Below are 24,348 nucleotides of genomic sequence, written 5' to 3'. Positions count from 1 at the left end.
TATATAAAATTTGTATTTAGCATAGGTGTCTAGCTCCAGCAGATCGGCTCTATAGTCTAAACCAATGACATCGAAACAAAAAATGCCATTTAAGAAATTCATTGAAGAAATTTATCGTCAGCAGCTTGTCCTAAGCCTGTCCCCGAAGGTGCGCTGCTTTCGTGAATTTTTTTCATAAAACCATCGATGATTTGATTTAATTCTTTTGCATGCTTTGTTGGTAGTTGATGTCTGGCTTTAGAAATAAATACTTTTGATGTGTTTTTGATGTTGGTCTCGAGTATTCTTTGATATTTATGCAAATAGAAATCTCTTGATCCATCAACAAGAAGAACTGGTACTTTTAATTCCGATAACCGATCTGTGCATTTATACTTAAGTCCTTGAACATACATATTAAAGAGAATTTTTGGATTAGCCTTTAAGACGTAGTTTTCAATCTCATTTTGGTACTGTTTACTTTTTCCATGAGCCTTTCCCAAGACTTTGGCTAAAAAAGGGAGTCCGCGCATTTTTACTGTATAAATGCCTAATAAAAACTCAGACCGAAGTAGAAACGTACTGACCTCCGGGAACCCCCCTAATAAAATAACTCCTTCAACTTTTTCTGGATATGATAAAGCAAATTCTAATGCAATGGATCCACCATTTGAATACCCGCATATTACAATCTTTTCAACATTTAATTCTTGTAAAAGTAGAAAAATGTCTTTAGCAAGTAATGGTACTGAAACTTCTTCGCCGGCAGAATTACTGTTCCCATTCCCTCTCATATCATAAGTAATCACCTTATAGTGTTCAGAAAGTGGGATTTGTTGTTTGAATGTAACTAGACCCATGCCAGGTGGATGGACAAATAAAAGTGGTTTTCCTGAACCGTTCATTTCGTAGTAAATTTCAGTTTCGTCATTTAACTGAATAACAGGCATAATATCCTCCAAAAACTGAGCATTTTTTATTATTATGAAAGAATAATGAGTGAAATATGTAAACGGAACGAGTTTATTCTAGCTAGTAAGAAATTCTACTGAACTCGCCGTGGAAAAACTGATGATTTCATGTGATTCTTGTAGCTATCGTCATATTTATCGATTATAATTTTAGTATATTATGTCAAAGTTTGAATCTTTTTGTAATTGACAAGTCGGTTTGTGTTGGTAGTTGCCCGGGGAGGTTACGTATTGTTTGGTGGATATGTGTTTGGAAATCTAAATTATATAGCTGTAATCTTGGCTATACTCTTTAGTATGTTTGGTTCATTACTAGCAACTTTTTACAATACTTTAATAAATAAAAAAAGAATAATTAACATATCTTTTTCTAATTTAACTCTTTTTTTGATAATAAGTAGTACTTTTTCAATCTCTAATGCTTTCCTTATTATCTCAACAAATCATGAATTAGATACATTTAAGTTATCAGGAATGATCTCGGGATACATGATTACAAGCTGGTTGTTAATAATCGGCTCTTATTCTTTTTTAAATCATATTACATTCCGTTCGTATATCAGTATTATTCCAAGTTCAATACTTGCCTTTGTTTTAGTAGCTATAAATTCTATTTTTTATCTAATTATATTTAGTTCTAACGTCCAATTAAAACCATTACATCTTTTAATTTGCTTTCTTCTTACAGTAGGTTTTTTTGTTTCTGTACTTAAATTTTGGGTTTTACTAAAAGACGGTGAGGAAAATCTAATCTCTAAAAAATGGAGGATTGTCTGGAGTATCATAACTGGCTTCTCCTATGTTATTATCTCCTTCAGTTGTTTCCTGTCGGTAGTTAACCTTTCTTCTATTAATAACACGCTATCTATGGAAAGAGTAGGTTTACTTTTACTTATTATCATGTGTAGTGCAAATTTATTAATGATGATTATTACAGATTTACTTGCAGATTTAAAACTGATTGAGAGTAGATCCAATCACATAAAAAACCATGAGCACTTAAAGTCATTATTTAATTATAATCCTGATGCCGTCTTTTCAATGAACTTAAAGGGGATTATTGTAAGTGTCAATAAAGAAGCCCCACAATTAACTGGGTATCGCAATGAAGAACTAATAGGCATGTATTTTTCGAGATTAGTCAAGAGGGAACAACTCAAGCAGTTTATCCAACATTATCAAAATGTTATCACTGGTAAAGAAGATTTATTCGAAGGACATCTAGTTAAAAAGAATCGTGATTTATCTAATGTGAAAATAAATTTTATTCCGGTGTATTTTAAAGAAGATATTATTGGATTTTATGGAATCGTAAAAGATGTTACTGACACTGATTTGGCCCAAGAAACCATAAATTATTTAGCATATCATGATGAATTAACTAGGCTTCCAAATCGTAGATTATATATAAAAAAATTATATCAGCTCAAAAATAAGGGGCACAATTTTGCAATTATGAATTTGGATTTTGACCGTTTCAAAAGATTGAATGATTTATTTGGACATGCTTTTGGTGATCAAGTACTTGTAGAAATCGCAAAGCGGTTGCAACAATCTTTAGGAGAAAAATTTTTTATAGCCAGAATGGGAGGAGATGAATTCTGTGTAATTGTTACAGCTGAAGAGGATATACGGGATATTTCGGCACTTGCAGAATTAGTTTTGGACCAATTTAGGGTTTCATTAAGAGTAAAGAGGCATGAATGCTTAATTACAGCTAGTATCGGTATTGCACTTTTTCCAGCTCATTCAGACGAAATTGAAGCACTTGTTAAATACGCAGATATTGCCATGTATGAAGCAAAAGAGAATGGTGCAAATCAATATAAAATCTATAATAATAGCTTGAAGGATAAAACGATAGAGAAAATCAAATTAGAAAACGACTTAAGATATGCATTGAGTAATAATCAGTTATCCATATATTATCAGCCGAAGTTTCATGCGAAAACAAAAAAGATTATAGGAGCAGAGGCATTACTTAGATGGCATCATCCTAAAATTGGAACCATATCGCCAGATCGATTTATTCCAATAGCTGAAGAAACGGGCTTAATCATTCCATTAGAAGAATGGGTACTACAATCAGTATGTCAACAAATAAAACTGTGGAAGACTAATCATTGTTACTATGGACGGACCTCAGTAAATATATCACATCTCCATATTTATAAGAATGATCTAGTAGAAACGATTACAAGAATACTAGATGAATTTCAATTAGATCCTTCTTGTTTGGAAGTCGAAATAACTGAATCTACCATGATAAATAACGAGAATGATACGAATAGAACTTTGATGAGACTGAGAGAATTAGGCATTGAAGTGAGTATGGATGATTTTGGAACAGGTTATAGCTCGCTTGGATATTTAAATAAATTATCGATTGACCGAGTGAAAATTGATAAATCATTTATTAAAGAAATGTATAAGAATGAAGCAATCGTTTCGACTATTATTTCTATGGCAAAGCATCTTGAACTAAAGGTTATTGCAGAAGGGGTAGAAACTGACGAACAATTGAAGATGGTCTCCGAACTTGGGTGTCTTGAAATACAAGGGTTTTACTTTTCAAAACCTCTATGTAGTGAAGAATTTGAGAATAAGATACTTAGGTCACTAACATCTTAGACCATTAGAAGTAGTTTTCTTCTAATGGTCTGGTGTGTAGTCTTGGTGTGTATGTGTAGTGTGTGTGTTATAAGTATAGTTTTGATTAGTTTTTTTCCTTGGCATTGTTATTCATGATGTATGTTCTTGCTGTTAGTTGCCGCTATTTATTTGCCCTCCCTTCGTATAGTTTGTGTATATCTTTTGTTACACTTTTGTTCTTTATTCATTAATTTTAAAAAAGCATTAAAGGTATCAGCGATTTTTTTGCCATTATTTAATCACAAAGGCTGAGGAATCTACTTCCATTTAATATATATTTATTGACTAAGGTCTATTACTGCTTGTAATATGGATTACATTGACTTGAAGTTATGTTACTAGAAGGAGTTGAGGATTCGGTGATGGAGTCCTTTACAATAAAAAAAATATTGAACAATAATGTCTTAATTGCCGAACATACCTCTTATAAGGAAGTAGTTCTGATAGGTAAAGGAATTGGTTTTAATAAAAAAAATGGAGAGCAAATCACTCCAGATTCTGCAGAAAAAATCTTTATTCTTGAAAATGAGAAAGAACAAGAGCAATATAAGAAACTTGTTTCTACCATAGATGAAAAAATAATTGAAATGATGAATGAAATCATTCATTTTATTAAGAAATCTGTAGACACACCAATAAATGAACATATCCATGTTGCATTAACAGATCATATTTCATTTGCAATAAAGCGTATACAACAGGGACTAGAGATGACAAACCCATTTCTAATAGAAACGAAAACGATGTATCCATTGGAGTATAAAATTGCTGGTGATGTTGTGAAAATTGTTTCGGAGAAAGTTAACATTAGTATGCCAGAGGGTGAAATTGGATTTATTGCATTACATATCCATAGTGCACTAGTTAACAAAAAGATATCTGAAATCAATAAATACTCTCAACTAATTAATCAGCTAATAAGTATCATTGAAGTTGGACTTAAAATAAAGATTGATAAAGAAAGTGTTCATTATTTAAGGCTAATAAGACATCTACGGTATACTATTGAACGAGTAAAAAATGGCGAATCTGTGAAAGAACCAAAAAAACTAGCTTTAGTATTGAAAGAGGAATATCCTATATGCTATAATCTTTCGTGGAAAGTCATTAAAGTGATGCAACAAACATTAAAGTTACCAGTATATGATGCAGAAGCTATTTATTTAACAATGCATCTTCAACGGTTGGTTAATAAATCTGAATAATTTTTACATGTAAATTTACGTGTTACTGATTCGATCAGGCATGAGTGAATTTGATGATTTAATTTATGTAATAAGGGTAATCTATCCTTGTACATTTTTATCATCAACTCCTCATGCCTTTTTTATTTTTCCAAAATGTGTAAACGTTTAACGAAGTTTGTTGGGAGTCACAAATATCTAAAAGGAGGTTCAACTACGATGTTCAAGAACTTGTTTGGAACATTACAAAAAGTAGGTAAAGCTTTAATGTTACCTGTTGCGTTACTACCCGCAGCTGGATTACTTCTAGCGTTTGGTAATGCAATGAAAAATCCTGATACTGTTGCACGTCTTCCATTTCTGGAAAATGATTGGATTGTTCTTGTAGCGAATGTAATGGAAAGATCAGGAGATATTGTATTTGCCAACTTACCGGTATTATTCGCGGTTGGTGTAGCGGTAGGCCTTGCAGGAGGCGAAGGTGTTGCAGCGTTAGCAGCGATCATTGGTTACTTAATTATGAATGTAACGATGGGAGCAGTTATTGGTGTTACACCTGAAATGGTTGCTGAAAATTCAGCAGCATATGCAACAGTTTTAGGAATTCCAACCATTCAAACAGGGGTATTTGGAGGTATTATAATTGGGGTCTTAGCGGCCGCGATGTATAATAAATACTTCAAGATGGAATTACCATCATACTTAGGTTTCTTTGCCGGTAAACGTTTTGTGCCAATTATTACAGCTGTAACATCTTTATTAGTAGGTATTGCACTTGTATTTATATGGCCACCAATTCAAACTGGGTTAAATCACTTCTCTTACTATGTAATTGATGCTAATCGTACAATCGCTGCATTTGTATTTGGTTTAATTGAACGTTCATTAATCCCATTTGGTTTACACCATATTTTCTATTCACCAATTTGGTATGAGTTTGGACAGTGGACAAACTCTGCAGGAGAGGTTTTCCGGGGAGATCAACGTATATTTATGGCTCAACTTCGTGATGGTGCCGAATTTACAGCCGGTACATTTATGACTGGGAAATTCCCATTTATGATGTTTGGATTACCAGCAGCTGCTTTAGCAATATATCATGAAGCACGCCCTGAGCAAAAAAAACTTGTTGCAGGTATTATGGGTTCAGCAGCACTTACTTCATTCTTAACAGGTATTACTGAACCATTGGAATTTTCATTCTTATTTGTAGCACCAATACTTTTCGCGATTCACGCAGTTTTTGCTGGTCTATCATTTATGGTTATGCATATGTTAAATGTGAAAATTGGTATGACATTCTCTGGTGGGGTAATAGACTTTATCTTATTCGGAGTACTACCGAATAGAACTGACTGGTGGCTAGTTATCGTTGTTGGATTAATCTTAGCACCAATTTATTATTTTGGATTTAGATTTGCGATTAGAAAATTTAACTTAAAAACACCTGGACGTGAAGTGATTCAAGAGGGTGCAGAAGTAAATCGAGGAAAAGTAAGTGAACTACCATTCAATGTTCTACAAGCGATGGGTGGAAAAGAAAATATTTCTCATCTAGATGCATGTATTACAAGATTACGTGTATCTGTAAATGATATTAAATCAGTTGACAAGGACCGTCTGAAACAATTAGGTGCTTCGGGTGTACTTGAAATAGGTAATAATATTCAAGCGATCTTCGGTCCCAAATCAGATACATTGAAATCACAGATCAAAGATATTATGGATGGTAAAACACCTGCTCCAACAATCGTATCACCAAACACAGAGGTACAGGAACAGATTGAAGATGTAGTACCAGATGAAATGCAAAATGAAGTAAGTAGTGAGGATTTCTCATTTGTAGCTCCAATTCATGGTAAAATTTTACCAATTACTGATGTTCCAGATCAAGTGTTTGCGGGGAAAATGATGGGTGATGGATTCGCCATCTTACCTAAGGAAGGGACAGTTGTTGCACCAGTTGATGGTACAATTGTTAACTTGTTCCCAACAAAACATGCCATTGGACTTGAAACAGCAGCAGGTAGAGAAATTTTAATTCATTTTGGTATTGATACTGTTAATCTAAAAGGTGAAGGTTTTGAGGCTCTTGTTAGTCAAGGTGATAAGGTCACAAAAGGTCAACCAATTCTAAAAGTAGACTTAGATTTTGTGGCAAACAATGCTACTTCAACCATTACACCAATCGTATTTACTAATTTAAAAAATGGTGAAGCAGTAGTTATTAATACAGATGGTACTGTAGACCTTAAGCAAGAAGATATTATTACAATTAAATAAAAATGTGTTAATAAAAAGGAGAGAATGAACATGGCTGAAAAGACATTTAAAGTATCTAGTGAATCTGGGATTCATGCACGACCAGCAACAGCATTAGTACAAACTGCAGGAAAATTTAACTCTGATATTAATTTAGAATTTAACGGACGTTCTGTTAATTTGAAATCAATCATGGGTGTTATGTCACTAGGAATTGGTCAGGGTGCTGAAATAAAAATCACTGCTGAAGGTGCTGATGCAGAAGAGGCATTGGCAGCACTTGCAGAAACTTTTTCAAGTGAAGGACTGTAAATTATGGCTAAAATGATAAATGGTATTGCAGCTTCAGCTGGTATTGCTTTTGCAAAAGCCTATCGTTTAGAAAACCCAGATTTAACAATTGAAAAGAAGAATATTACCAATACAGAAGAAGAAGTTTCTAGATTTGATGTAGCATTAGAAACTGCAAAACAAGAATTAGAAGTTATTAAAGACAAAGCAAATCAAGAACTTGGAGAAGACAAGGCAGCAATTTTTGCTGCTCATCTTCTTGTATTAAGCGATCCAGAATTAGTTAATCCGATTAAAGATCGAATTAAGAGTGAGAACGTTAATGCTGAATATTCTTTAAATGAGACAGCATCTATGTTTATCTCTATGTTTGAATCAATGGATAATGAATATATGAAAGAACGTGCAGCTGATATTAAGGATGTAACTAAGCGCGTCTTAGCACATCTTCTAGGCGTTACAATCTCTAACCCGAGTATGATATCGGAAGAAGTTGTTATTATTGCTGAAGATTTAACTCCATCAGATACAGCGCAGCTGAACCGTAACTATGTTAAAGGTTTTACAACGGATATTGGAGGTCGTACATCTCACTCAGCTATTATGGCCCGTTCAATGGAAATTCCAGCAGTAGTTGGGACTAAGACTGTAACCTCTGATATTAAAAATGGAGTGCTTGTCATCGTTGACGGACTGGATGGTCATGTTATTGTTGACCCAAGCGAGCAAGTAATCTCTGAATATCAAGCCAAAAAAGAACAATATGAAGCACAAAAAACGGAGTGGGCTAAGTTAATTAATGAACCAACAGTTTCTAGTGATGAACAACATGTGGAACTAGCTGCTAATATTGGAACTCCAGAAGATGTTAAAGGAGTTTTAGCAAACGGTGGTGAAGGTGTTGGCCTATACCGTACTGAATTTTTATATATGGGAAGAGACCAACTTCCAACTGAAGAAGAGCAGTTTGACGCATATAAGACTGTTCTAGAAAAGATGGAAGGAAAGCCTGTTGTTGTAAGAACACTTGATATTGGAGGAGATAAGGAGCTTCCTTACTTACATCTCCCGAAGGAACTTAATCCCTTTTTAGGCTACCGAGCAATTCGTCTTTGCCTTGAGGAGCAAGAAATTTTCCGTACACAATTACGTGCACTACTTAGAGCAAGTACTTACGGAAATTTAAAAATTATGTTTCCGATGATCGCAACTCTTGATGAATTCCGCCAAGCCAAAGCAATTCTGCTAGAAGAAAAAGAAAAGCTTGTAGCAAGTGGTACAAACGTATCTGATAAGATTGAAATTGGGATAATGGTTGAAATTCCATCAACAGCTGTTCTAGCTGATCAATTTGCTAAAGAAGTGGACTTCTTTAGTATTGGAACAAACGATCTAATTCAATATACAATGGCTGCAGACCGTATGAATGAAAGAGTTGCTTATTTATACCAACCGTATAGCCCGTCAATTCTTAGATTAATTAGTACAGTTATCGATGCTGCACATAAAGAAGGCAAGTGGGCTGGAATGTGTGGAGAAATGGCTGGAGATCCGATTGCCATACCGATTTTACTCGGACTTGGTTTAGATGAGTTTAGTATGAGTGCTACGTCGATTCTACCTGCCCGTTCACAGATTAAGAAGCTTTCAAAAGAAAAGCTCGCTAACTTAAAGGACCAAATCCTTTCATTTGGTACAACAGAAGAAGTTGTTGAGTTTGTTCAAAAAAACCTATAATCACCAAAAGATCAGATTTCTAAGGGAGTCTGGTCTTTTTTTGGTATACTAATGAAAAGAACTAATGGATTAGGTGATAGGATGAACAAATGGAATGAAGAAGAAACTGATTATGATAAGTATGAGGAGCCATCTTTAGAAGATTTTAAGGCGGAAGAAGATTCAATAAAGGATAAGCATAATCCAACAATGAAGTTTTTCGTAAAGGTGATTGTCTTTTTACTTGTTTTCTCACTTCTTACTGGTGTGTTTAGTGTTTGGTTTAAAATGTTTAATTTGCCTTCTTTTGAATTTCTACAAAAATCACAAAGGTTGTCTGAGGAAGAAATCATCCAACTTTCTAAAGAAGCTATTGTAACAATTGAAGGAAATGGGATTAAAGGTACTGGATTTAATATAGCAGCAAATGGAATGATTATAACGAATCATCATGTAGTGGAAAATATGTCAAACATTGTTGTTAGTTTTCCTAATGGAGATTTTTTACAGGGAGAAGTGATCGTGTCTGATCCAACCATTGATTTTGCTTTAGTTGATATCAAGACTGATTTTGAATATCCTTTTCTTGAACTTGTTAATGTTAATGATCAACCATGGGAAATTGGAGAAGCTGTCTACATAATCGGAAATCCTCTTGCATACCACAGGATTGCAATAGATGGTAAAATCGTTAATCAAGATGAATCAGGGTCACTTAGATTAGATGCGCTAGTTCATAAAGGAAACAGTGGTAGTCCTGTCCTCAATCAAGAAGGAAAAGTAATTGGTGTCATATATGCGAAAACAATTCCAGCAATAGGAGAAGGAGAAGCAACACAAGGAATTGCTACTCCAATTAATCAGTTTATCCATTATATTAATTCAACTGGCTCTTAAGGAACGATCATGGAGCCAGTTTTTTAAATGGGTTTTTCCATTCCATTAATAGCCCATAATTTTTTGATTCTTCATCATCCAAATAATTCTCTACAAGCTGTACAGGTGTTCTCCCACACTTAAGCAAGAAAGTAATAACGGGATCCTTCAACTCACCACATAATACTTTTTCTATATATTCCTCAGCAGACATGTTAGAAGATTGTCGATGGAATCCTGATAATCGACCACCCCCAAGTAGACGGTCAGCATCTAAATGTACTACTACCTCATACATGGATTGCATTAGCCATTTTCCAATGCCCAATGAGCGATATGTAGGACTTACAGAAATATCAACAATATATATAGTGTTTCCTGTATTTTTATGGTTAGTGATATATCCGTTACTCGTAATTTCTTCCCATGAGTGCAAAGGATGTTGTGGACTAAAATCGACCCTTAGTCCAGTCATGGAACCACACAGCACTCCTTCGACTTCAACGCAAAGTGCACCTTCAGGAAATAATTTCACATGATTACTTAATTGTTCATTATTCCACAACAGTTCAGAAGGAAATGGCGGTGGAAAACATTCATGTTGAATTCGAATTAAGTTCTCAAAGTCTTGTTCTGTATAATTTCTAATAACAGCTTTTCGTGGAATGTTACTGTCAAACACAAAAAAATCTTTGTTCATGGTTCTTTCACCTAATTCCTTTTTAGTTAATAATTAAATTGGGATTTTTTGTTTTAAATCTCTCCCTACATATTTAACTATACATAAAATTTGTTCAGAAACAAATTTTAAAAGAGAGGAGGTGTTTAAACTATGACAAGAAATGAAGAAGAATTTCATGATAGAAATCCGCATCCGGATGAGAGATACGAAAGTATAATTAATGATTCATTGTCGACCGCTGGTGAAAAAATGGGCATCAGTGTTGATATGAATACTGAAAATTTTGTTCAACCCAAAAATCCCTTTCACTTACAACCGAAACAAGATAAGGCGATGAAACGGTTTAGCAAGTTTTTTGATGGGGAAAAGTAATTCTCTTTTTAATCCTAATTCTTTCCTTCGTTTTTCGCTATCATATATAATGATAATAGAATTGAATCGAAGAGGGTGGAAAAATGGAGTTAGATTTAAAAGGAAAAGTTGCTTTGGTTTTAGCTTCTAGTCAAGGACTTGGAAAAGCAATAGCAACTGAACTGGTAAAAGAGGGAGCTAATGTTGTTATTTCGAGCCGAGATGAAGATAAACTTGTGAAGGTTCAAAAAGAAATAGCTGTAGTTGGCACCGGTAAGGTTTCATATGTTAAGGCTGATATTACGAAACTTGAAGACATTAAGAACTTGGTATCGAAAACAGAAGAACTATTTGGACGCATTGATATTTTAGTAAATAATGCAGGGGGACCACCAGCAGGATCCTTTGATCAGTTAACAGATGAAGATTGGCAGAATTCGTTTGAGTTAAATCTCTTGAGTTATGTCCGTGTAATAAGAGAAACACTTCCATACCTTAGAAAACAAGGAGGGAAGATTCTTAATATTGCATCTTCCTCCATTAAGGAACCAATACCTGGTCTTCTATTATCAAACACTTTTAGGTTGGGTATTGTAGGCCTAACTAAATCACTCGCACAAGAGCTTGCAACAGATCAAATTTTAATTAACACTGTAGCTCCTGGACGAATTGCTACAGAGCGAGTTAGTTTTTTAGACCAAGTAAATGCTGAGAAGCTTGGGATTACAAAAGAGGAAATTGAGGAAAAAATGAAATCAAACATCCCATTAGGAAGATATGGTGAACCAGTCGAGTTTGCGAAATTTGTGACATTTTTAGTCTCTGATGCTAATTCATACATGACAGGTAATTCATATTTAGTAGATGGGGGAATGGTTAAATCTGTTTAATGTCAAAAAGCCACTTTATGCATTAATGGCATAGAGTGGCTTTTTTTATAGTTTAACTTTTGGCTTCAAGAATTCCAGTTAAAATAATCATAAGGAAAACTTCTTACCTACAAGTTTTTATAACCAAGCTGCCCCAACAATTATTAATAAAATGAACAATACAACGATTAATGCAAATCCGCTACCCCAACCAGAAACAGGCGCAACAGGAGCCGCATATCCATATCCACAATAGCCCATTCTTAACATCTCCTTTCTTTATCTTTTTAGTTTTAGTATCCGTAACCTACGTACGCAGCACCTACAATGATCAATAAAATGAATAGAACAACGATCAAAGCAAAACCTGCTCCATATCCAGCACCTGCAACAGCACCCATTACGAAACACCTCCTCAATCGATTTGTTATACTTTATGTAACTTCACTAGTGTCCGACAGGTACAAATCACCAATTTTTTAAATTTTTATGGGTGATAAACAAATAGTTTGTTTTTATAGGATTAAAAAAATATGATATTATTTAGGAATGCGAAAAGAAATATTTAATTTGGAGGAAATTATGAATAAAGAATACCTGATTGTTTTAAACAAAGACGAAGATACAGTATCATTTGTAAATTTAACAAACCAATTGGTTGAAAAGACAATTGAGACAGACTATAACCCTCATGAGGTTGTGGTAACCCCAGATGGTAAGAAAACGTATGTGACTTGTTCATTAGGAAATAAAATTAATATCATCGACAACGATACTTTTGAAATCATAAAAAAGGTAGAGCATGAAGATTTTAACTTTCCCCATGGCTTAGGAGTTACAAACGATGGACAAAAGTTATATATGGCTTCAACTTATAGTGAAAAAGTGTTTATAATTGATACAGCAACCGACTCTATCGAAAAAGTTATTCCTACGTATCAGAAGTATTCACATATGATTTCATTTTCACCGAATGGTGAAACAGTTTATGTACCAAATATAGGTAGTGACAACATCACAGTTGTGAATGTAAACAAAGAAGAAATCATTAATCATTTCCCAGTAGGTAAAGGACCAGAAGGTGTGGCTGTTCATCCTAATGGAAAAGAGCTCTATGTAGCAAACCAGGAAGATAATACATTGTTTGTCATTGATACTGAGAGTTTAGAGACTTTACATAAAAGAAGAATAGGGACTTGTCCAATAAGAATCGTATTCTCACCTAACGGAAAATACGCATTGATACCAAACCGAGAATCTGGAGATTTATCAATAATTGATACAAAGTTTGAGCTTAAAGGCACTGTCAAACCATGGGAAGTGAAGCGTATTAGAGTTGGGGTATGGCCTGGTGGTACAGTTTTTAATGAGGATGGTAGTAAAGCTTTTGTGGCAAATAATAAAACAAATGATGTGTCCATTATTAATATGGAAACGTTAGAGGAAGAAGGACGAATTAAGGTCGGAATTCATCCTGATGGAATTGCTTACTTGAAAAAATAAATTTTAGGAAGGAGGACTTTTCTTGGATACACAAGAAGGAAAAGTCATTGGCTTTATTGGAACAGGTGTAATGGGCAAAAGTATGGCAAGCCATTTATTGAATGCGGGCTATCAAGTGTTGGTCTATACTCGTACAAAAGTAAAGGCAGATGAATTAGTAGAAAAAGGAGCCCTTTGGCACGATTCTGTAGCAAATTTAGCAAAAGCAGCGGATGTTATTATTACAATCGTAGGATATCCACAGGATGTAGAAGAAGTGTATTTAGGCCAAGATGGAATATTAAATAATGCCAAGAGTGGATCATATTGTATAGATATGACAACTTCTACACCAACATTAGCCAAAACGATACATAAGATAGCAAAGGAAAAGGGGATCCATACCCTGGATGCACCAGTTTCAGGTGGAGATATTGGTGCAAGAGAAGCAAGGTTAACTATTATGGTTGGTGGAGATGAGACGGCTTATCAGGCGTGTTTACCTATTTTTGAGTGTATGGGTAAGAATATTGTTCTCCAAGGCGGAGCTGGTGCTGGTCAACATACGAAAATGTGTAATCAAATAGCCATCGCATCAAATATGATAGGTGTTTCAGAAGCAATTGCATATGCCAATAAAGCAGGATTAGACCCAGAAAATGTACTTAAGAGTATAACTGCAGGGGCAGCTGGAAGTTGGTCTTTAAGTAATCTAGCTCCACGAATGATTAGTGGCGATTTCCATCCAGGCTTTTATATTAAGCACTTTATTAAAGATATGCAAATAGCTATCGAGGAAGCAGAGCAGATGGATATGAATACTCCAGGCTTAAAATTAGCAAAATCTTTATATGACCAATTAGAGAAAACGGGTGAAGGAGATTCCGGTACACAAGCATTATATAAATTGTTAAAATAGACATTGAATGAAATTGCACTTGTTGTAAAAACTATGTTTGAAACACATAGCGATACAAGGAGTGATAAATATGGCAAAGCGAACAAAGAAAAATGATGCTGATCAAAAGAATAAACAAGGCTTTGATTCGGCAAAAACTGATTCAGAGTTTAGTCACGAAGTTGGAAGTCATGATGCTAATCAAAAGCATAAAGAAAAAGAAAAACGTAAAAAATCTTCAAAAAATGATGGAGAATACAAGGGATCTTTTTAATTCTGCAGCACAGAAAAGGTTGTCTTTCCTAAAATTCTGACCTACTACCGATTAATCGATAGGTCAGAGTTTTAGGGGCAATCTTTTTTTGTGTTATTTTATAAAAATAATATATGTACATAAGCTTAAGGGACTAGTACCTTTGGAAAATTTATAATTAATAGGGAATTTTAAAACTTATTTTATAAATTTTGAATTAATTAAAGTAAGGTTTAGAATTTTTAGAAAAATAGTTGAATAATTCTGGGAAAGAGTTGTATTATTAATATATACCTAACATACCGACCGGTTAGTAAGTAATGTGATTAAAAGGGAGGCTAGCGATAATGAATTTTTCATATTCAAAAAAGGTAATAGATTTGCAGGAAAAAGTAAACGCTTTCATGAATAAATTCATTTACCCTAATGAAAAACTTTATGAAGACCAATTAAATCAACAACCAAATCGTTGGACTGAGGTTCCAACAATTGTTGAAGAGCTGAAGGAAGAAGCTAAAAATCAAGGTCTATGGAATTTATTTTTACCAGAAAGTGAATATGGTGCAGGTCTAACGAATTCGGAATATGCCCCTCTTTGTGAGATTATGGGGAGGTCTTTAATTGCACCAGAGGTATTTAACTGTAATGCTCCTGATACCGGTAATATGGAAGTACTTGTTCGATATGGGACAGAGGATCAAAAAGAGCAATGGTTGAAGCCATTATTGAATGGTGACATTCGTTCTTGCTTTTCAATGACTGAACCACAAGTCGCTTCAGCTGATGCAACAAATATCGAAGCTAGTATTATTCGTAAAGGAGATGAGTATGTCATAAATGGAACGAAATGGTGGTCTTCAGGAGCTGGTGATCCACGCTGTAAAATTGCGATTGTAATGGGAAAGAATGACCCAAATGCACCAAAGCATGAGCAGCAGTCAATGATTCTTGTCCCGTTGGATACTCCCGGAGTCAAAATAGAACGAATGTTACCTGTATTTGGGTATGACCATGCTCCACACGGGCATGCTGAAATTACCTTTGAGAATGTTCGTGTCCCTCTATCAAATATTATTTGGGGTGAAGGTAAGGGGTTTGCAATTGCTCAAGGTAGGCTTGGACCAGGTCGTATCCATCATTGTATGCGATTAATAGGTGCGGCTGAACGAGCGTTAGAATATATGTGCGGGCGTGTTCAATCACGTGAAGCGTTTGGAAAAAAAATATCACAGCAAGGCGTGATCCAAGAATGGATCGCAATGTCACGAATCGAAATTGAGCAAGCACGTCTTTTAACTTTAAAAGCCGCCTATATGATGGACACAGTTGGTAATAAAGAATCTAAGGCAGAAATAGCGATGATTAAAGTTATTGCTCCTAATATGGCTCTAGCTGTGATTGATAGAGCCATTCAAGCTTTCGGTGGTGCAGGTGTTAGTAATGATATCCCACTAGCTGCACAATGGGCGAATGCACGAACACTCCGTATCGCAGATGGACCAGACGAAGTTCATAAAGCACAAGTAGCAAAATTAGAACTTAAAAAGTATCGCTAACTAATAAAAATTTACAGATAGGAGTGAAATTCATGAATGTCCTTGAACTCTTCGATTTAACAGGAAAAACAGCCATTATTACTGGTGGTGGTAGAGGTTTAGGTAAACAAATTGCAGAAGGTTTTGCTGAAGCAGGAGCAAATGTAGTTGTATGTTCTAGAAAAATAGAGGCCTGTGAAGAGGTTTCTCGTAGCTTAATAGATAAAGGGGTTAGATCACTAGCTATAAAGTGTGACGTAACTAATTCTGAGGATCTTAAAAGTGTGATTGAAGAAACGATAAATGAGTTTGGAAGAATAGATATCCTCGTAAATAATAGTGGTGCTTCATGGGGGGCACCTGTTGCAGAGATGCCTTATGAGGCATGGAAAAAAGTAATGGATGTTAACCTAAATGCTGTGTTTCTTATGAGTCAGGCAGTTGGAAAGTTTATGATTGAGCAAGGTGGAGGAAAAATTATTAATATTTCTTCAGTTGCTGGATTAGGTGGAACAGACCCTCGATATATGGATACGATTGGATATAACACTAGTAAAGGTGCAGTCATTACATTTACGAAGGATCTTGCAGCTAAATGGGGGCAATACAATATTAATGTTAACGCAATAGCCCCAGGTTTTTTTCCAACAAAGATGTCAAAGGTGTTAATAGAGAGGGGGAAAGACAGAATATTAGAAGGGACTCCTTTGAGACGTTTTGGTACTGATACCGATTTAAAGGGAGTAGCACTTTTTCTTGCGTCGAAAGCTTCTGATTATATTACTGGTGATACGATTGTCGTAGATGGTGGAACACACGTTTTATAAATACTGTTTTTCATATTCACCAAAATTACGTTCATCTCAATTATCACCAAAGGAAATAGGAAATCCCCAATGGGTATTACAGCTGAAAATCCAGTAGAAAAATACGAGATTACAAGAGAAGAACAAGATGAATTTGCTTTTAATAGCCAACGAAAAATGGCTCTAGCAATGGAAGAAGATAGATTCGAAGAATAAATTGTTCCAATTACAATTCCTGTACGTAAATGGCAACCACTTTTATTTAAGCAAGACGAACACCCTCGACCAAACACGGCTCTTGAAGGACTAGGGAAGTTACAACCAGCTTTTAAAGAGAATTGAACAGTTACTACTGGTAGTAGTCCAGGCTTGAATGATGCTGCTGCACCTCTAGTTATTATGAGTAGAGAAAAGGCAAACGATTTAGGTTTGGAACCATTGGCTACCATCCGAGAATTTGCGGTAGCTGGAGTTGATCCTAATATTATGGGGACTGGTCCAGTTCCAGCTATATATAAAGTTTTAATGAAAGCAAAATTAACTCTTGATGAAATAGATTTAAATGAGTTAAATGAGGCATTTGCTGCTCAGGTAATTGCTTGTGATCGAGAGTTGCACCTTGATTCTTCAAAGTTAAATGTGAACCGTGGGGCAATCGCACATGGACATCCACTCGGAGCGACTGGGGGGATTTTAGTAACAAATGCAGTTTATGAACTTAGATGAAGATCTGCAAAATATGCCTTAGTTACAGCTTGTTTTGGTGGAGGACAAGGAATAGCACCAATACTCGAAAGGGGATAAATCTGTGAGAGTAAAAGATAAAGTGGCAATCATTACTGGGGGTGGCGGAGGGATTGGTCGTGCTTCAGCTCTCCGCTTAGCCCAAGAGGGTGCTAGGCTTGTAATATCTGATGTGAATAGTGAACTTGGTTTGGAAACAGTTGAGCTTGTTAAAGAAAAAGATGGAGAAGCAATCTTTGTTAAAGCTAATGTGGCAAATCCTGCTGAAATACAGAATCTAGTAAAAGAAACATTGGCCGAATATAGCCAAATAGATATTTTATTCAACAATGCTGGAATTGGAAATTCGGAGGTGAAATTAGCGGATCTTTCAGTTGATGAATGGGAACATGTCATTGATGTTAATTTAAAAGGAGTTTTCCTAGGAATGAAATTTACCATACCCTATATGGAAAAACAAGGTAGTGGCTCGATTATTAATACTTCAAGTTTATTAGGGTTTAAAGGACAAAAATATATGGCTCCTTATAACGCTTCAAAAGGTGGCGTAATTCGACTAACTCAAAATGCGGCATTGGAGTATGGTAACAAAAATATCCGTATTAATGCCATTGCTCCTGGTGTTATTGATACGACGATTATTGATGGTTGGAAACAAAACGATCGAAAATGGCCAATTATCTCGAGAGCAAATGCACTTGGAAGAATTGGTCAGCCAGAAGAAGTTGCAAATGCAGTTTTATTCTTAGCTTCAGATGAAGCATCATTTATAACGGGTTCCACTATTCATGTGGATGGGGGAGGACTTACTTTTTAATGTCTCACGTGAGTTCAAGTCGAATAAACGGCGGGAAAGTGATTGAATCCGGCGGGTTTGACGGGAAATCGGGCCGAAGAAGAAAGAAATCCGGCGTAAGGCAATCGAACCATGTGTCCAAGTATGAAAATCCGGCGGAAAAGTGATTGAATTCGGCGGGTTTGACGGGAAATCGGGCCGAAGTAGAAAGAAATCCGGCGAAAGGCAATCGAACCGTGTGTCCAAGTATGAAAATACGGTGGAAAAGTGATTGAATTCGGCGGGTTTGACGGGAAATCGGGCCAAAGTAGAAAGAAATTCTGGCGGAAGGAAATACAAACAAGTGTCAAAGTTCGGTAAATTGGAGGAACACCACTGTGCCTTTTGTCCGAGTTCTTAACTCCTGATAACTAGGTATCTAACATTATTGATAAAGTATCAACAAAAAAATGGAGGCGTTTACATGAGAGAGAAAAGTTGGCTAAAACAATATCCTAATTCGGTTTCAAAGGAAATTGAAATTCCTAAGATTACAATGAATGATATTCTCCAGGAAAGCGCACAAAAAATTCCTGAAAACGAAGCAATTGTTTTTTATCATAAGCGAATCTCCTATAAGGAATTGGTTGGATTAGCATATGTTTTTTCATCAGCACTTCAATCAAATGGTGTCCAAAAAGGGGATCGTGTTGCAATCATGCTTCCGAATTGTCCACAGTAAGTGATTTCCTACTATGGAATTTTAGGAGTAGGTGGAATTGTTACTCAGGTAAATCCAATGCTTGTGGAAAGAGAACTTCAGCATATACTTTCAGATTCGGCTGCAGAAACTATTATCGTCTATGATGCACTTTATCCGAGATTAAAGTCGGTTCAAGCTGAAACAAATGTGAAAAACGTAATTGTCGTTGGTCTTCAACCAACAGATCAATCCTTTGAACCAGACTACACTTTTGAATCTTATATGCAATCTGCAACAGGTAAATTTACACCTGTGGACATTGAGCCAGAGAATGATATTGCGGTTCTTCAATACACTGGTGGGACTACGGGAAGATCAAAGGGTGCGATGTTAACTCATAGAAATATCGTGGCCAATGTTCTTCAATCCTATGAGTTTTTCAAGAATGATTTCACATTTGGAGAAGAACGAGCCTTAACAGTTATTCCGCTATTTCATGTATTTGGAATGACATCAGGGATGAACCTATCAATCTATTGTGGGTCGACTAATATATTATTACCTCGATTTGAGCTTGAGGAAATGTTAGAAACAATAAAAAGAGAAAAACCTACTACATTCCCAGGGGTTCCGACGATGTATGTGGCCTTAACAAATCATCCGAAGGCACAAGAGTATGGAATTGATAGTATACGAATTTGTAATAGTGGGAGTGCTCCAATGCCAGTTGAATTAATGAAAGAATTTGAAAGTAAAACTGGGGCAAAAGTTTTAGAAGGATATGGGTTGTCTGAGGCATCACCGACCACTCATTGTAATCCAATGTTTGCCGAAAGAAAGCCAGGTAGTATTGGAATAGGTTTTCCATCAACTGACTATAAAGTTGTAGACTTAGGTACGGGGATGGTAGAAGTGCCGACTGGTGAGCTTGGGGAGTTAGTGATAAAAGGTCCACAGGTAATGAAGGGATATTGGAATATGCCTGAAGAAACAGCCCATACATTAAGAGATGGCTGGTTGTACACAGGTGATATTGCTCGTGTCGACGAAGACGGGTACGTTTATATTGTTGATCGCAAAAAAGATCTGATTATTGCCAGTGGCTATAATATTTACCCTCGTGATGTTGAAGAGGTAATTTATGAGCATCCAGCAGTGCAAGAAGCTGTTGTAATTGGAGTTCCAGACAAATACAGAGGGGAAACAGTTAAGGCTGTCGTGGTACTAAAATCGGGAAAGAATGCGACTGATGAAGATATTATCACATACTGCAAGGAGCATATGGCAACTTACAAGGTTCCCAGAATTGTAGAATTTAGAGAACAACTTCCTAAGACAAATGTTGGTAAAATTCTAAGAAGAGTATTGAGAGAAGAAGTGGTTCCTAAGCACTAAGACACGATGGAAAATATGGTATAATTTTAAGATAATTATACTGAAAGAGGTTTACTGCATGAAAAACAAAATTACAGAGCAAAGTATCGCTTTATTTGGTGAAAGGGGCTTCTCTGAAACATCAATTCAAGATATTGTAGATGCTCTTGGTGTAACAAAAGGAACTTTCTACTACTATTTTTCTAGCAAAGAAGAACTTCTCATGGATATCCATATGGGATATATTCAAGATCTTCTTGAAGGACAACAGAAAATCTTGAATAATGAGGATAACTCTAGTAAGGATAAATTATATGAAATGGTCTATATGTTGATTCACACAATTGAATCAAGAGGACCAAGTGCTCGTGTCTTTTTCCGAGAAATGAGAAATTTATCGGAAGATCATCTTTCACAAATCATTCCGAAGCGAGATCAATTTCGTACAAATATTCAGGCTTTACTTGAAGAAGGTGTAAATAATGGGGAGTTTAAGAAAGATTTAAAAGTAGACATCGTTACATTTGGAATTCTTGGTATGACGAATTGGAGCTACCAATGGTTTAATCCTAAGGGGAAATTAACGGACCAAGAAGTGGCACAAGTCTTCGTTGATATGATTTTAAGTGGTATTGAAATGGTTTAAGAAAAAAATAGAAAGGAGGTTGTATCCCTTTCTATTTTTTTATAAGCAACATACCAACCGGTTAGTAAGTGGAAGAGAATGAGAGGAGATTATGAATGAATATAAATGATATTAAGAGAATTTGTGTAGTGGGATCGGGCCAAATGGGTCATCAAATTGCAATGTTATGTGCACTTGGAGGGTTTCGGACGACCATTCAAGATGTTAATCAACATGCTTTAGAGAAAGCAAAAGAAAGCTTAGAAGCTCTAATGGATAAATGGGTTGCAAAAGGAAAACTAGCAGAAGATGTAAAAGATGCTGCTTTTGGACGACTTGCATTTACCTCTAGTATACAAGAGGCTGCTTCAAATGCTGACTTTGTGATTGAGGCAATTGTGGAAAAGTTGTCCGTGAAACAAGAAGTTTTTCAACAACTGGATAAAATTGCTCCTTCACATGCAATTTTAGCATCTAATAGTTCTACAATTGTAAGTTCATTAATTGCAAGTGTTACCGAAAGACCAGACAAAGTATGTAATATGCACTTTTTCTTTCCTCCTCTTGTAATGGACTGTGTAGAGGTTGTGATGAGTGAAGATACATCTGAGGAAACCGCTCAATTAACTATGGAAGTTTGTGAAAGAATAAATCGAACGGGTGTCTTGCTTCGAAAAGAAATTTCAGGTTTTGTTGCCAATCGAATTCTAGGTGCACTCCAACGCGAAGCCGTTCAATTATATGAACAAGGTATTTGCGATTATAAAGATATTGATACGATTTGTAGAAAAGCGCTAAATCATCCAATAGGACCATTCCAATTAATGGACTTATCAGGAATTGATGTTGGGTATTACGTAATGGAACAACGCTTTGCTGAAACAGGTGATCTGGCAGATAAACCACCTAAATGTATTGAGGAAAAAGTAAAGGCGGGGCATTTAGGAAGGAAGACTGGAAAAGGATTTTATGATTATGTACAAAAAGGAGTGGAAAATTAATGGCACAATTTCTACAAGTTGAAAAACAAAATGGTACTGCCACAATTACAATCAATAATCCACCTCTAAATGTTATGAACTCAAGTGTTGTTGAGGAACTTTATCAAAGTTTTCAGGCACTTGAAAAAGATCATGAGGTGGTAACTGTGATTTTGACAGGATCAGGAAGTAAAGCATTTATGGCTGGTGCAGATATTAAGGAGTTTCCTAACTTAATTGGGAAAGCTGGGATTAAATCTAGTTTTATGGAAACTCATAAAGTATTGAACTATATTGACCAATTTAACAAACCAACTATTGCTGTTCTTAATGGTCTTACTTATGGTGGAGGCTGTGAGCTAGCTTTAACATGTGATATTCGAATTGCAGAAGAACATGTACAAATTGGATTACCTGAAATTAAACTTGGTCTTTTTCCAGGTGGTGGTGGAACGCAAAGATTACCAAGAGTGGTTGGTGAGTCTAAAGCGAAGGAACTAATGTTTACAGGTGACCCAATTACTGCTGCTGAAGCAGAAAAAATTGGCTTGGTAAATAAAGTCGTTCCAACAGGGGAAGGACTAACTGCTGCTAGTGACCTCGCAAGAAAAATCAGTCGACATTCATTGCAAGCGCTATCGCGAATAAAAAAAGCAGTTGATGACGGTGCAAATTTACCATTAGAAGCAAGTATTGAAAGAGAAGCTGAACTATTTGAAGAGGTTTTTCAGACAGAAGATATTAAAGAGGGTGTATCAGCTTTTATTGAAAAAAGAAGACCGGTCTTTACTCATCGATAAAAGTATTCAGGAGGAGTTGATTTGTATGAAACACGAGTTAGAGGTATCTGTCCGTTTCGGTGAGACAGATGCCCTAGGGCATATCAACAACACGAGCTATTTTATTTATTTAGAAGATGCTCGAATTAAGTTCTTTGAAAAGTTAGGAACTGGTACAGCGATTTCAGACTGGAGATTTATCCTAGCTTCAACTAAGTGCGATTTTGTTGGTCAGGGATATTTTAACCAAACTTTAATTGTTACAACTGCGGTATCGAAGATTGGTACGAAAAGCTTCCAACTTGACCATGAAATTATTGAAAAAGGTACTAGCAGGTTAATTGCAAAGGGATATGCGGTTATTGTTCATTTTAATTTTGAAAAGCAACAAAGTGAACCAATACCTGATTATATTCGAGAAGCACTGAATCAATATATCCTAATTACACATAATGGGAGGGGATAAGTTATGGTCGAAGGTGTAAAAGATACAATCCCCGTCAGAAAAGGAGAAGAACTAAATATCCCTGTTCTAGAAGCTTTTATCAAGGAATATTTAGAAGGAATTCCAGATAAACCTTTAATGGTTGAACAATTCCGAGCTGGACATTCGAATTTAACCTATCAATTAAGTATTGGAGATTGGGAGGCTGTTTTAAGAAGGCCTCCACATGGTCCGGTTGCCCCAAAGGCACATGATATGAACCGTGAATATAAAATTCTAAAGGAGCTTAATCCACTTTTTCCTAGTGCTCCGAAACCTTATTTGTTTTCAGAGAATAAGGAAATTGTTGGTAGTACGTTCTTTATTATGGAACGTAAAAAAGGGATTGTCATAGATACGGAGTTTCCAAGTTCGATAGAGGCTACGCCAGATTTATGTAGAAGGATATCAGAAATCATGGTAGAGCAGCTTGTAGAACTTCACCGAATTGATTATATGAACACGGAGTTAACAAAATTAAGTCATCCTGATGGGTTTATGGAACGACAAGTCCATGGTTGGCTTTCAAGATGTGAACGAGCAAAGACTGATGAAATTGAAGGATTTGACTTCCTGAAAAAATGGTTGATTGACTCTATTCCAGTTTCCGGGACACCAACAGTTATTCATTATGACTATAAGTTAAATAATGCAATGTTTTCTAAAGATCTCACAGAGATGGTAGGTTTGTTTGATTGGGAGATGACAACAATAGGTGATCCACTTGCTGATTTAGGAGCAGCCATGAGTTATTGGACCCAAGATGATGACCCTATTATGCTAAAAAAAGGCCTTGGCAAAGCACCAATTACCGTCAACAAAGGCTTTTTTACAAGAAATGAATTTATTGAAATGTATGCCAAAAAGAGTGGGCGAGATGTTTCGAACATTGATTTTTACGTCACCTTCGCTTATTTCAAACTGGCTGTTATATGCCAGCAAATCTATTTCAGGTATAAAAATGGTCAAACAAGTGATAACCGCTTTGCTCACTTTAACCATTTTGTAAACAGTCTTATTCAACATGCTTGTAACAATATATTTAAATAGGCTTATAAGAAATCGTGTGTTTGATTT

At 35.7% G+C, this 24,348-nt stretch carries 23 protein-coding genes and 2 pseudogenes; 21 read left to right on the top strand and 4 right to left on the bottom strand.

The window, feature by feature from the left end; translation table 11 throughout:
- Positions 1-98: 98 nt before the first annotated feature.
- Positions 99-929, bottom strand: a complete 831-nt coding sequence (locus tag BK579_RS17130) for an alpha/beta fold hydrolase (RefSeq protein ID WP_078547531.1) — start codon at positions 927-929, stop codon at positions 99-101.
- Between the two features lie 252 nt (positions 930-1,181).
- Between BK579_RS17130 and BK579_RS17125 the strand changes: the two genes are divergently transcribed.
- The 6 genes from BK579_RS17125 to BK579_RS17100 all read left to right on the top strand — a co-directional run bounded on the left by BK579_RS17125 (position 1,182) and on the right by BK579_RS17100 (position 9,952).
- Entirely contained in the window at positions 1,182-3,581 is a 2,400-nt protein-coding gene (locus BK579_RS17125) for a sensor domain-containing protein (RefSeq protein WP_078547529.1), read from the top strand.
- A 380-nt stretch (positions 3,582-3,961) separates the two neighbouring features.
- A complete protein-coding gene (gene glcT, locus BK579_RS17120) occupies positions 3,962-4,807 on the top strand; it encodes a glucose PTS transporter transcription antiterminator GlcT (RefSeq protein WP_078547528.1) in 846 nt (281 codons plus the stop codon).
- Between the two features lie 198 nt (positions 4,808-5,005).
- Positions 5,006-7,069 (top strand): glucose-specific PTS transporter subunit IIBC, encoded by a 2,064-nt coding sequence (gene ptsG / locus BK579_RS17115; RefSeq protein ID WP_078547526.1) that lies wholly within the window; start codon positions 5,006-5,008, stop codon positions 7,067-7,069.
- Positions 7,070-7,099: 30 nt separating this feature from the next.
- A complete protein-coding gene (locus tag BK579_RS17110) occupies positions 7,100-7,360 on the top strand; it encodes a phosphocarrier protein HPr (RefSeq protein ID WP_078547524.1) in 261 nt (86 codons plus the stop codon).
- A gap of 3 nt (positions 7,361-7,363) precedes the next feature.
- Positions 7,364-9,076, top strand: coding sequence for a phosphoenolpyruvate--protein phosphotransferase (ptsP, locus tag BK579_RS17105; RefSeq protein WP_078547522.1), 1,713 nt, complete (start codon positions 7,364-7,366; stop codon positions 9,074-9,076).
- Between the two features lie 51 nt (positions 9,077-9,127).
- Positions 9,128-9,952, top strand: a complete 825-nt coding sequence (locus tag BK579_RS17100; protein ID WP_078547520.1) for a trypsin-like peptidase domain-containing protein — start codon at positions 9,128-9,130, stop codon at positions 9,950-9,952.
- 7 nt (positions 9,953-9,959) lie between these two features.
- Here the strand turns inward: BK579_RS17100 and BK579_RS17095 are convergent, their stop codons facing one another.
- Complete coding sequence (locus BK579_RS17095; RefSeq protein ID WP_078547518.1) at positions 9,960-10,631, bottom strand: GNAT family N-acetyltransferase; 672 nt, start codon at positions 10,629-10,631, stop codon at positions 9,960-9,962.
- 132 nt (positions 10,632-10,763) lie between these two features.
- On the opposite strand from BK579_RS17095, the gene BK579_RS17090 reads away from it, so the two are divergent.
- Positions 10,764-10,985 carry a hypothetical protein gene (locus BK579_RS17090; RefSeq protein WP_078547517.1) on the top strand — a complete coding sequence of 74 codons (222 nt, stop codon included), beginning with the start codon at positions 10,764-10,766 and terminating at the stop codon, positions 10,983-10,985.
- A gap of 83 nt (positions 10,986-11,068) precedes the next feature.
- Positions 11,069-11,854, top strand: a complete 786-nt coding sequence (locus tag BK579_RS17085; protein WP_078547515.1) for an SDR family oxidoreductase — start codon at positions 11,069-11,071, stop codon at positions 11,852-11,854.
- A 117-nt stretch (positions 11,855-11,971) separates the two neighbouring features.
- Here BK579_RS17085 and BK579_RS17080 read toward each other — a convergent pair whose 3' ends face one another.
- Entirely contained in the window at positions 11,972-12,094 is a 123-nt protein-coding gene (locus BK579_RS17080; protein WP_078547514.1) for a YjcZ family sporulation protein, read from the bottom strand.
- 32 nt (positions 12,095-12,126) lie between these two features.
- The gene (locus BK579_RS17075; protein WP_078547512.1) at positions 12,127-12,234 is read right to left on the bottom strand and encodes a YjcZ family sporulation protein; all 108 of its coding nucleotides are present in this window, start codon (positions 12,232-12,234) and stop codon (positions 12,127-12,129) included.
- A gap of 181 nt (positions 12,235-12,415) precedes the next feature.
- On the opposite strand from BK579_RS17075, the gene BK579_RS17070 reads away from it, so the two are divergent.
- The 13 genes and pseudogenes from BK579_RS17070 to BK579_RS17010 all read left to right on the top strand — a co-directional run bounded on the left by BK579_RS17070 (position 12,416) and on the right by BK579_RS17010 (position 24,321).
- On the top strand, positions 12,416-13,336 hold the full coding sequence (locus tag BK579_RS17070) for a YncE family protein (protein ID WP_078547511.1): 921 nt from the start codon (positions 12,416-12,418) through the stop codon (positions 13,334-13,336).
- Between the two features lie 22 nt (positions 13,337-13,358).
- Entirely contained in the window at positions 13,359-14,234 is an 876-nt protein-coding gene (locus BK579_RS17065; RefSeq protein WP_078547509.1) for an NAD(P)-dependent oxidoreductase, read from the top strand.
- A 70-nt stretch (positions 14,235-14,304) separates the two neighbouring features.
- Positions 14,305-14,487, top strand: coding sequence for a hypothetical protein (locus BK579_RS17060; RefSeq protein ID WP_078547508.1), 183 nt, complete (start codon positions 14,305-14,307; stop codon positions 14,485-14,487).
- Between the two features lie 326 nt (positions 14,488-14,813).
- On the top strand, positions 14,814-16,022 hold the full coding sequence (locus BK579_RS17055) for an acyl-CoA dehydrogenase (RefSeq protein ID WP_078547506.1): 1,209 nt from the start codon (positions 14,814-14,816) through the stop codon (positions 16,020-16,022).
- A 32-nt stretch (positions 16,023-16,054) separates the two neighbouring features.
- On the top strand, positions 16,055-16,828 hold the full coding sequence (locus BK579_RS17050; RefSeq protein ID WP_078547504.1) for an SDR family oxidoreductase: 774 nt from the start codon (positions 16,055-16,057) through the stop codon (positions 16,826-16,828).
- 10 nt (positions 16,829-16,838) lie between these two features.
- Positions 16,839-17,611 (top strand): annotated as a pseudogene (locus BK579_RS17045) (thiolase family protein); the annotation flags it as partial.
- Between the two features lie 4 nt (positions 17,612-17,615).
- Entirely contained in the window at positions 17,616-18,368 is a 753-nt protein-coding gene (locus tag BK579_RS17040) for an SDR family NAD(P)-dependent oxidoreductase (RefSeq protein WP_078547502.1), read from the top strand.
- 442 nt (positions 18,369-18,810) lie between these two features.
- Positions 18,811-20,424: pseudogene (locus tag BK579_RS17035) on the top strand (long-chain-fatty-acid--CoA ligase).
- Between the two features lie 58 nt (positions 20,425-20,482).
- The gene (locus BK579_RS17030; protein WP_078547501.1) at positions 20,483-21,049 is read left to right on the top strand and encodes a TetR/AcrR family transcriptional regulator; all 567 of its coding nucleotides are present in this window, start codon (positions 20,483-20,485) and stop codon (positions 21,047-21,049) included.
- Positions 21,050-21,144: 95 nt separating this feature from the next.
- Complete coding sequence (locus BK579_RS17025; RefSeq protein WP_078547499.1) at positions 21,145-22,029, top strand: 3-hydroxyacyl-CoA dehydrogenase family protein; 885 nt, start codon at positions 21,145-21,147, stop codon at positions 22,027-22,029.
- Complete coding sequence (locus BK579_RS17020; RefSeq protein WP_078547497.1) at positions 22,029-22,808, top strand: enoyl-CoA hydratase; 780 nt, start codon at positions 22,029-22,031, stop codon at positions 22,806-22,808. Before BK579_RS17025 ends, BK579_RS17020 begins: the two co-directional genes overlap by 1 nt.
- 25 nt (positions 22,809-22,833) lie before the next feature.
- Complete coding sequence (locus tag BK579_RS17015) at positions 22,834-23,253, top strand: acyl-CoA thioesterase (protein ID WP_078547495.1); 420 nt, start codon at positions 22,834-22,836, stop codon at positions 23,251-23,253.
- Positions 23,254-23,256: 3 nt separating this feature from the next.
- On the top strand, positions 23,257-24,321 hold the full coding sequence (locus BK579_RS17010) for a phosphotransferase family protein (RefSeq protein ID WP_078547493.1): 1,065 nt from the start codon (positions 23,257-23,259) through the stop codon (positions 24,319-24,321).
- The last annotated feature ends 27 nt before the right edge of the window (positions 24,322-24,348 follow it).

This window comes from Litchfieldia alkalitelluris, assembly GCF_002019645.1.
GTDB lineage: Bacteria > Bacillota > Bacilli > Bacillales > Bacillaceae_L > Litchfieldia > Litchfieldia alkalitelluris.
This window is presented reverse-complemented; position numbering and strand designations above follow the sequence as displayed.

Coding starts and splice junctions, on each gene's coding strand:
- BK579_RS17075 (WP_078547512.1), bottom strand. CDS start 12,234: ATGGGTGCTGTTGCAGGTGCTGGATATGGAGCAGGTTTTGCTTTGATC.
- BK579_RS17130 (WP_078547531.1), bottom strand. CDS start 929: ATGCCTGTTATTCAGTTAAATGACGAAACTGAAATTTACTACGAAATG.
- BK579_RS17015 (WP_078547495.1), top strand. CDS start 22,834: ATGAAACACGAGTTAGAGGTATCTGTCCGTTTCGGTGAGACAGATGCC.
- BK579_RS17030 (WP_078547501.1), top strand. CDS start 20,483: ATGAAAAACAAAATTACAGAGCAAAGTATCGCTTTATTTGGTGAAAGG.
- BK579_RS17110 (WP_078547524.1), top strand. CDS start 7,100: ATGGCTGAAAAGACATTTAAAGTATCTAGTGAATCTGGGATTCATGCA.
- BK579_RS17085 (WP_078547515.1), top strand. CDS start 11,069: ATGGAGTTAGATTTAAAAGGAAAAGTTGCTTTGGTTTTAGCTTCTAGT.
- ptsP (WP_078547522.1), top strand. CDS start 7,364: ATGGCTAAAATGATAAATGGTATTGCAGCTTCAGCTGGTATTGCTTTT.
- BK579_RS17060 (WP_078547508.1), top strand. CDS start 14,305: ATGGCAAAGCGAACAAAGAAAAATGATGCTGATCAAAAGAATAAACAA.
- BK579_RS17055 (WP_078547506.1), top strand. CDS start 14,814: ATGAATTTTTCATATTCAAAAAAGGTAATAGATTTGCAGGAAAAAGTA.
- BK579_RS17090 (WP_078547517.1), top strand. CDS start 10,764: ATGACAAGAAATGAAGAAGAATTTCATGATAGAAATCCGCATCCGGAT.
- BK579_RS17020 (WP_078547497.1), top strand. CDS start 22,029: ATGGCACAATTTCTACAAGTTGAAAAACAAAATGGTACTGCCACAATT.
- ptsG (WP_078547526.1), top strand. CDS start 5,006: ATGTTCAAGAACTTGTTTGGAACATTACAAAAAGTAGGTAAAGCTTTA.
- BK579_RS17010 (WP_078547493.1), top strand. CDS start 23,257: ATGGTCGAAGGTGTAAAAGATACAATCCCCGTCAGAAAAGGAGAAGAA.
- BK579_RS17070 (WP_078547511.1), top strand. CDS start 12,416: ATGAATAAAGAATACCTGATTGTTTTAAACAAAGACGAAGATACAGTA.
- BK579_RS17025 (WP_078547499.1), top strand. CDS start 21,145: ATGAATATAAATGATATTAAGAGAATTTGTGTAGTGGGATCGGGCCAA.
- BK579_RS17050 (WP_078547504.1), top strand. CDS start 16,055: ATGAATGTCCTTGAACTCTTCGATTTAACAGGAAAAACAGCCATTATT.
- BK579_RS17095 (WP_078547518.1), bottom strand. CDS start 10,631: ATGAACAAAGATTTTTTTGTGTTTGACAGTAACATTCCACGAAAAGCT.
- BK579_RS17100 (WP_078547520.1), top strand. CDS start 9,128: ATGAAAAGAACTAATGGATTAGGTGATAGGATGAACAAATGGAATGAA.
- BK579_RS17080 (WP_078547514.1), bottom strand. CDS start 12,094: ATGGGCTATTGTGGATATGGATATGCGGCTCCTGTTGCGCCTGTTTCT.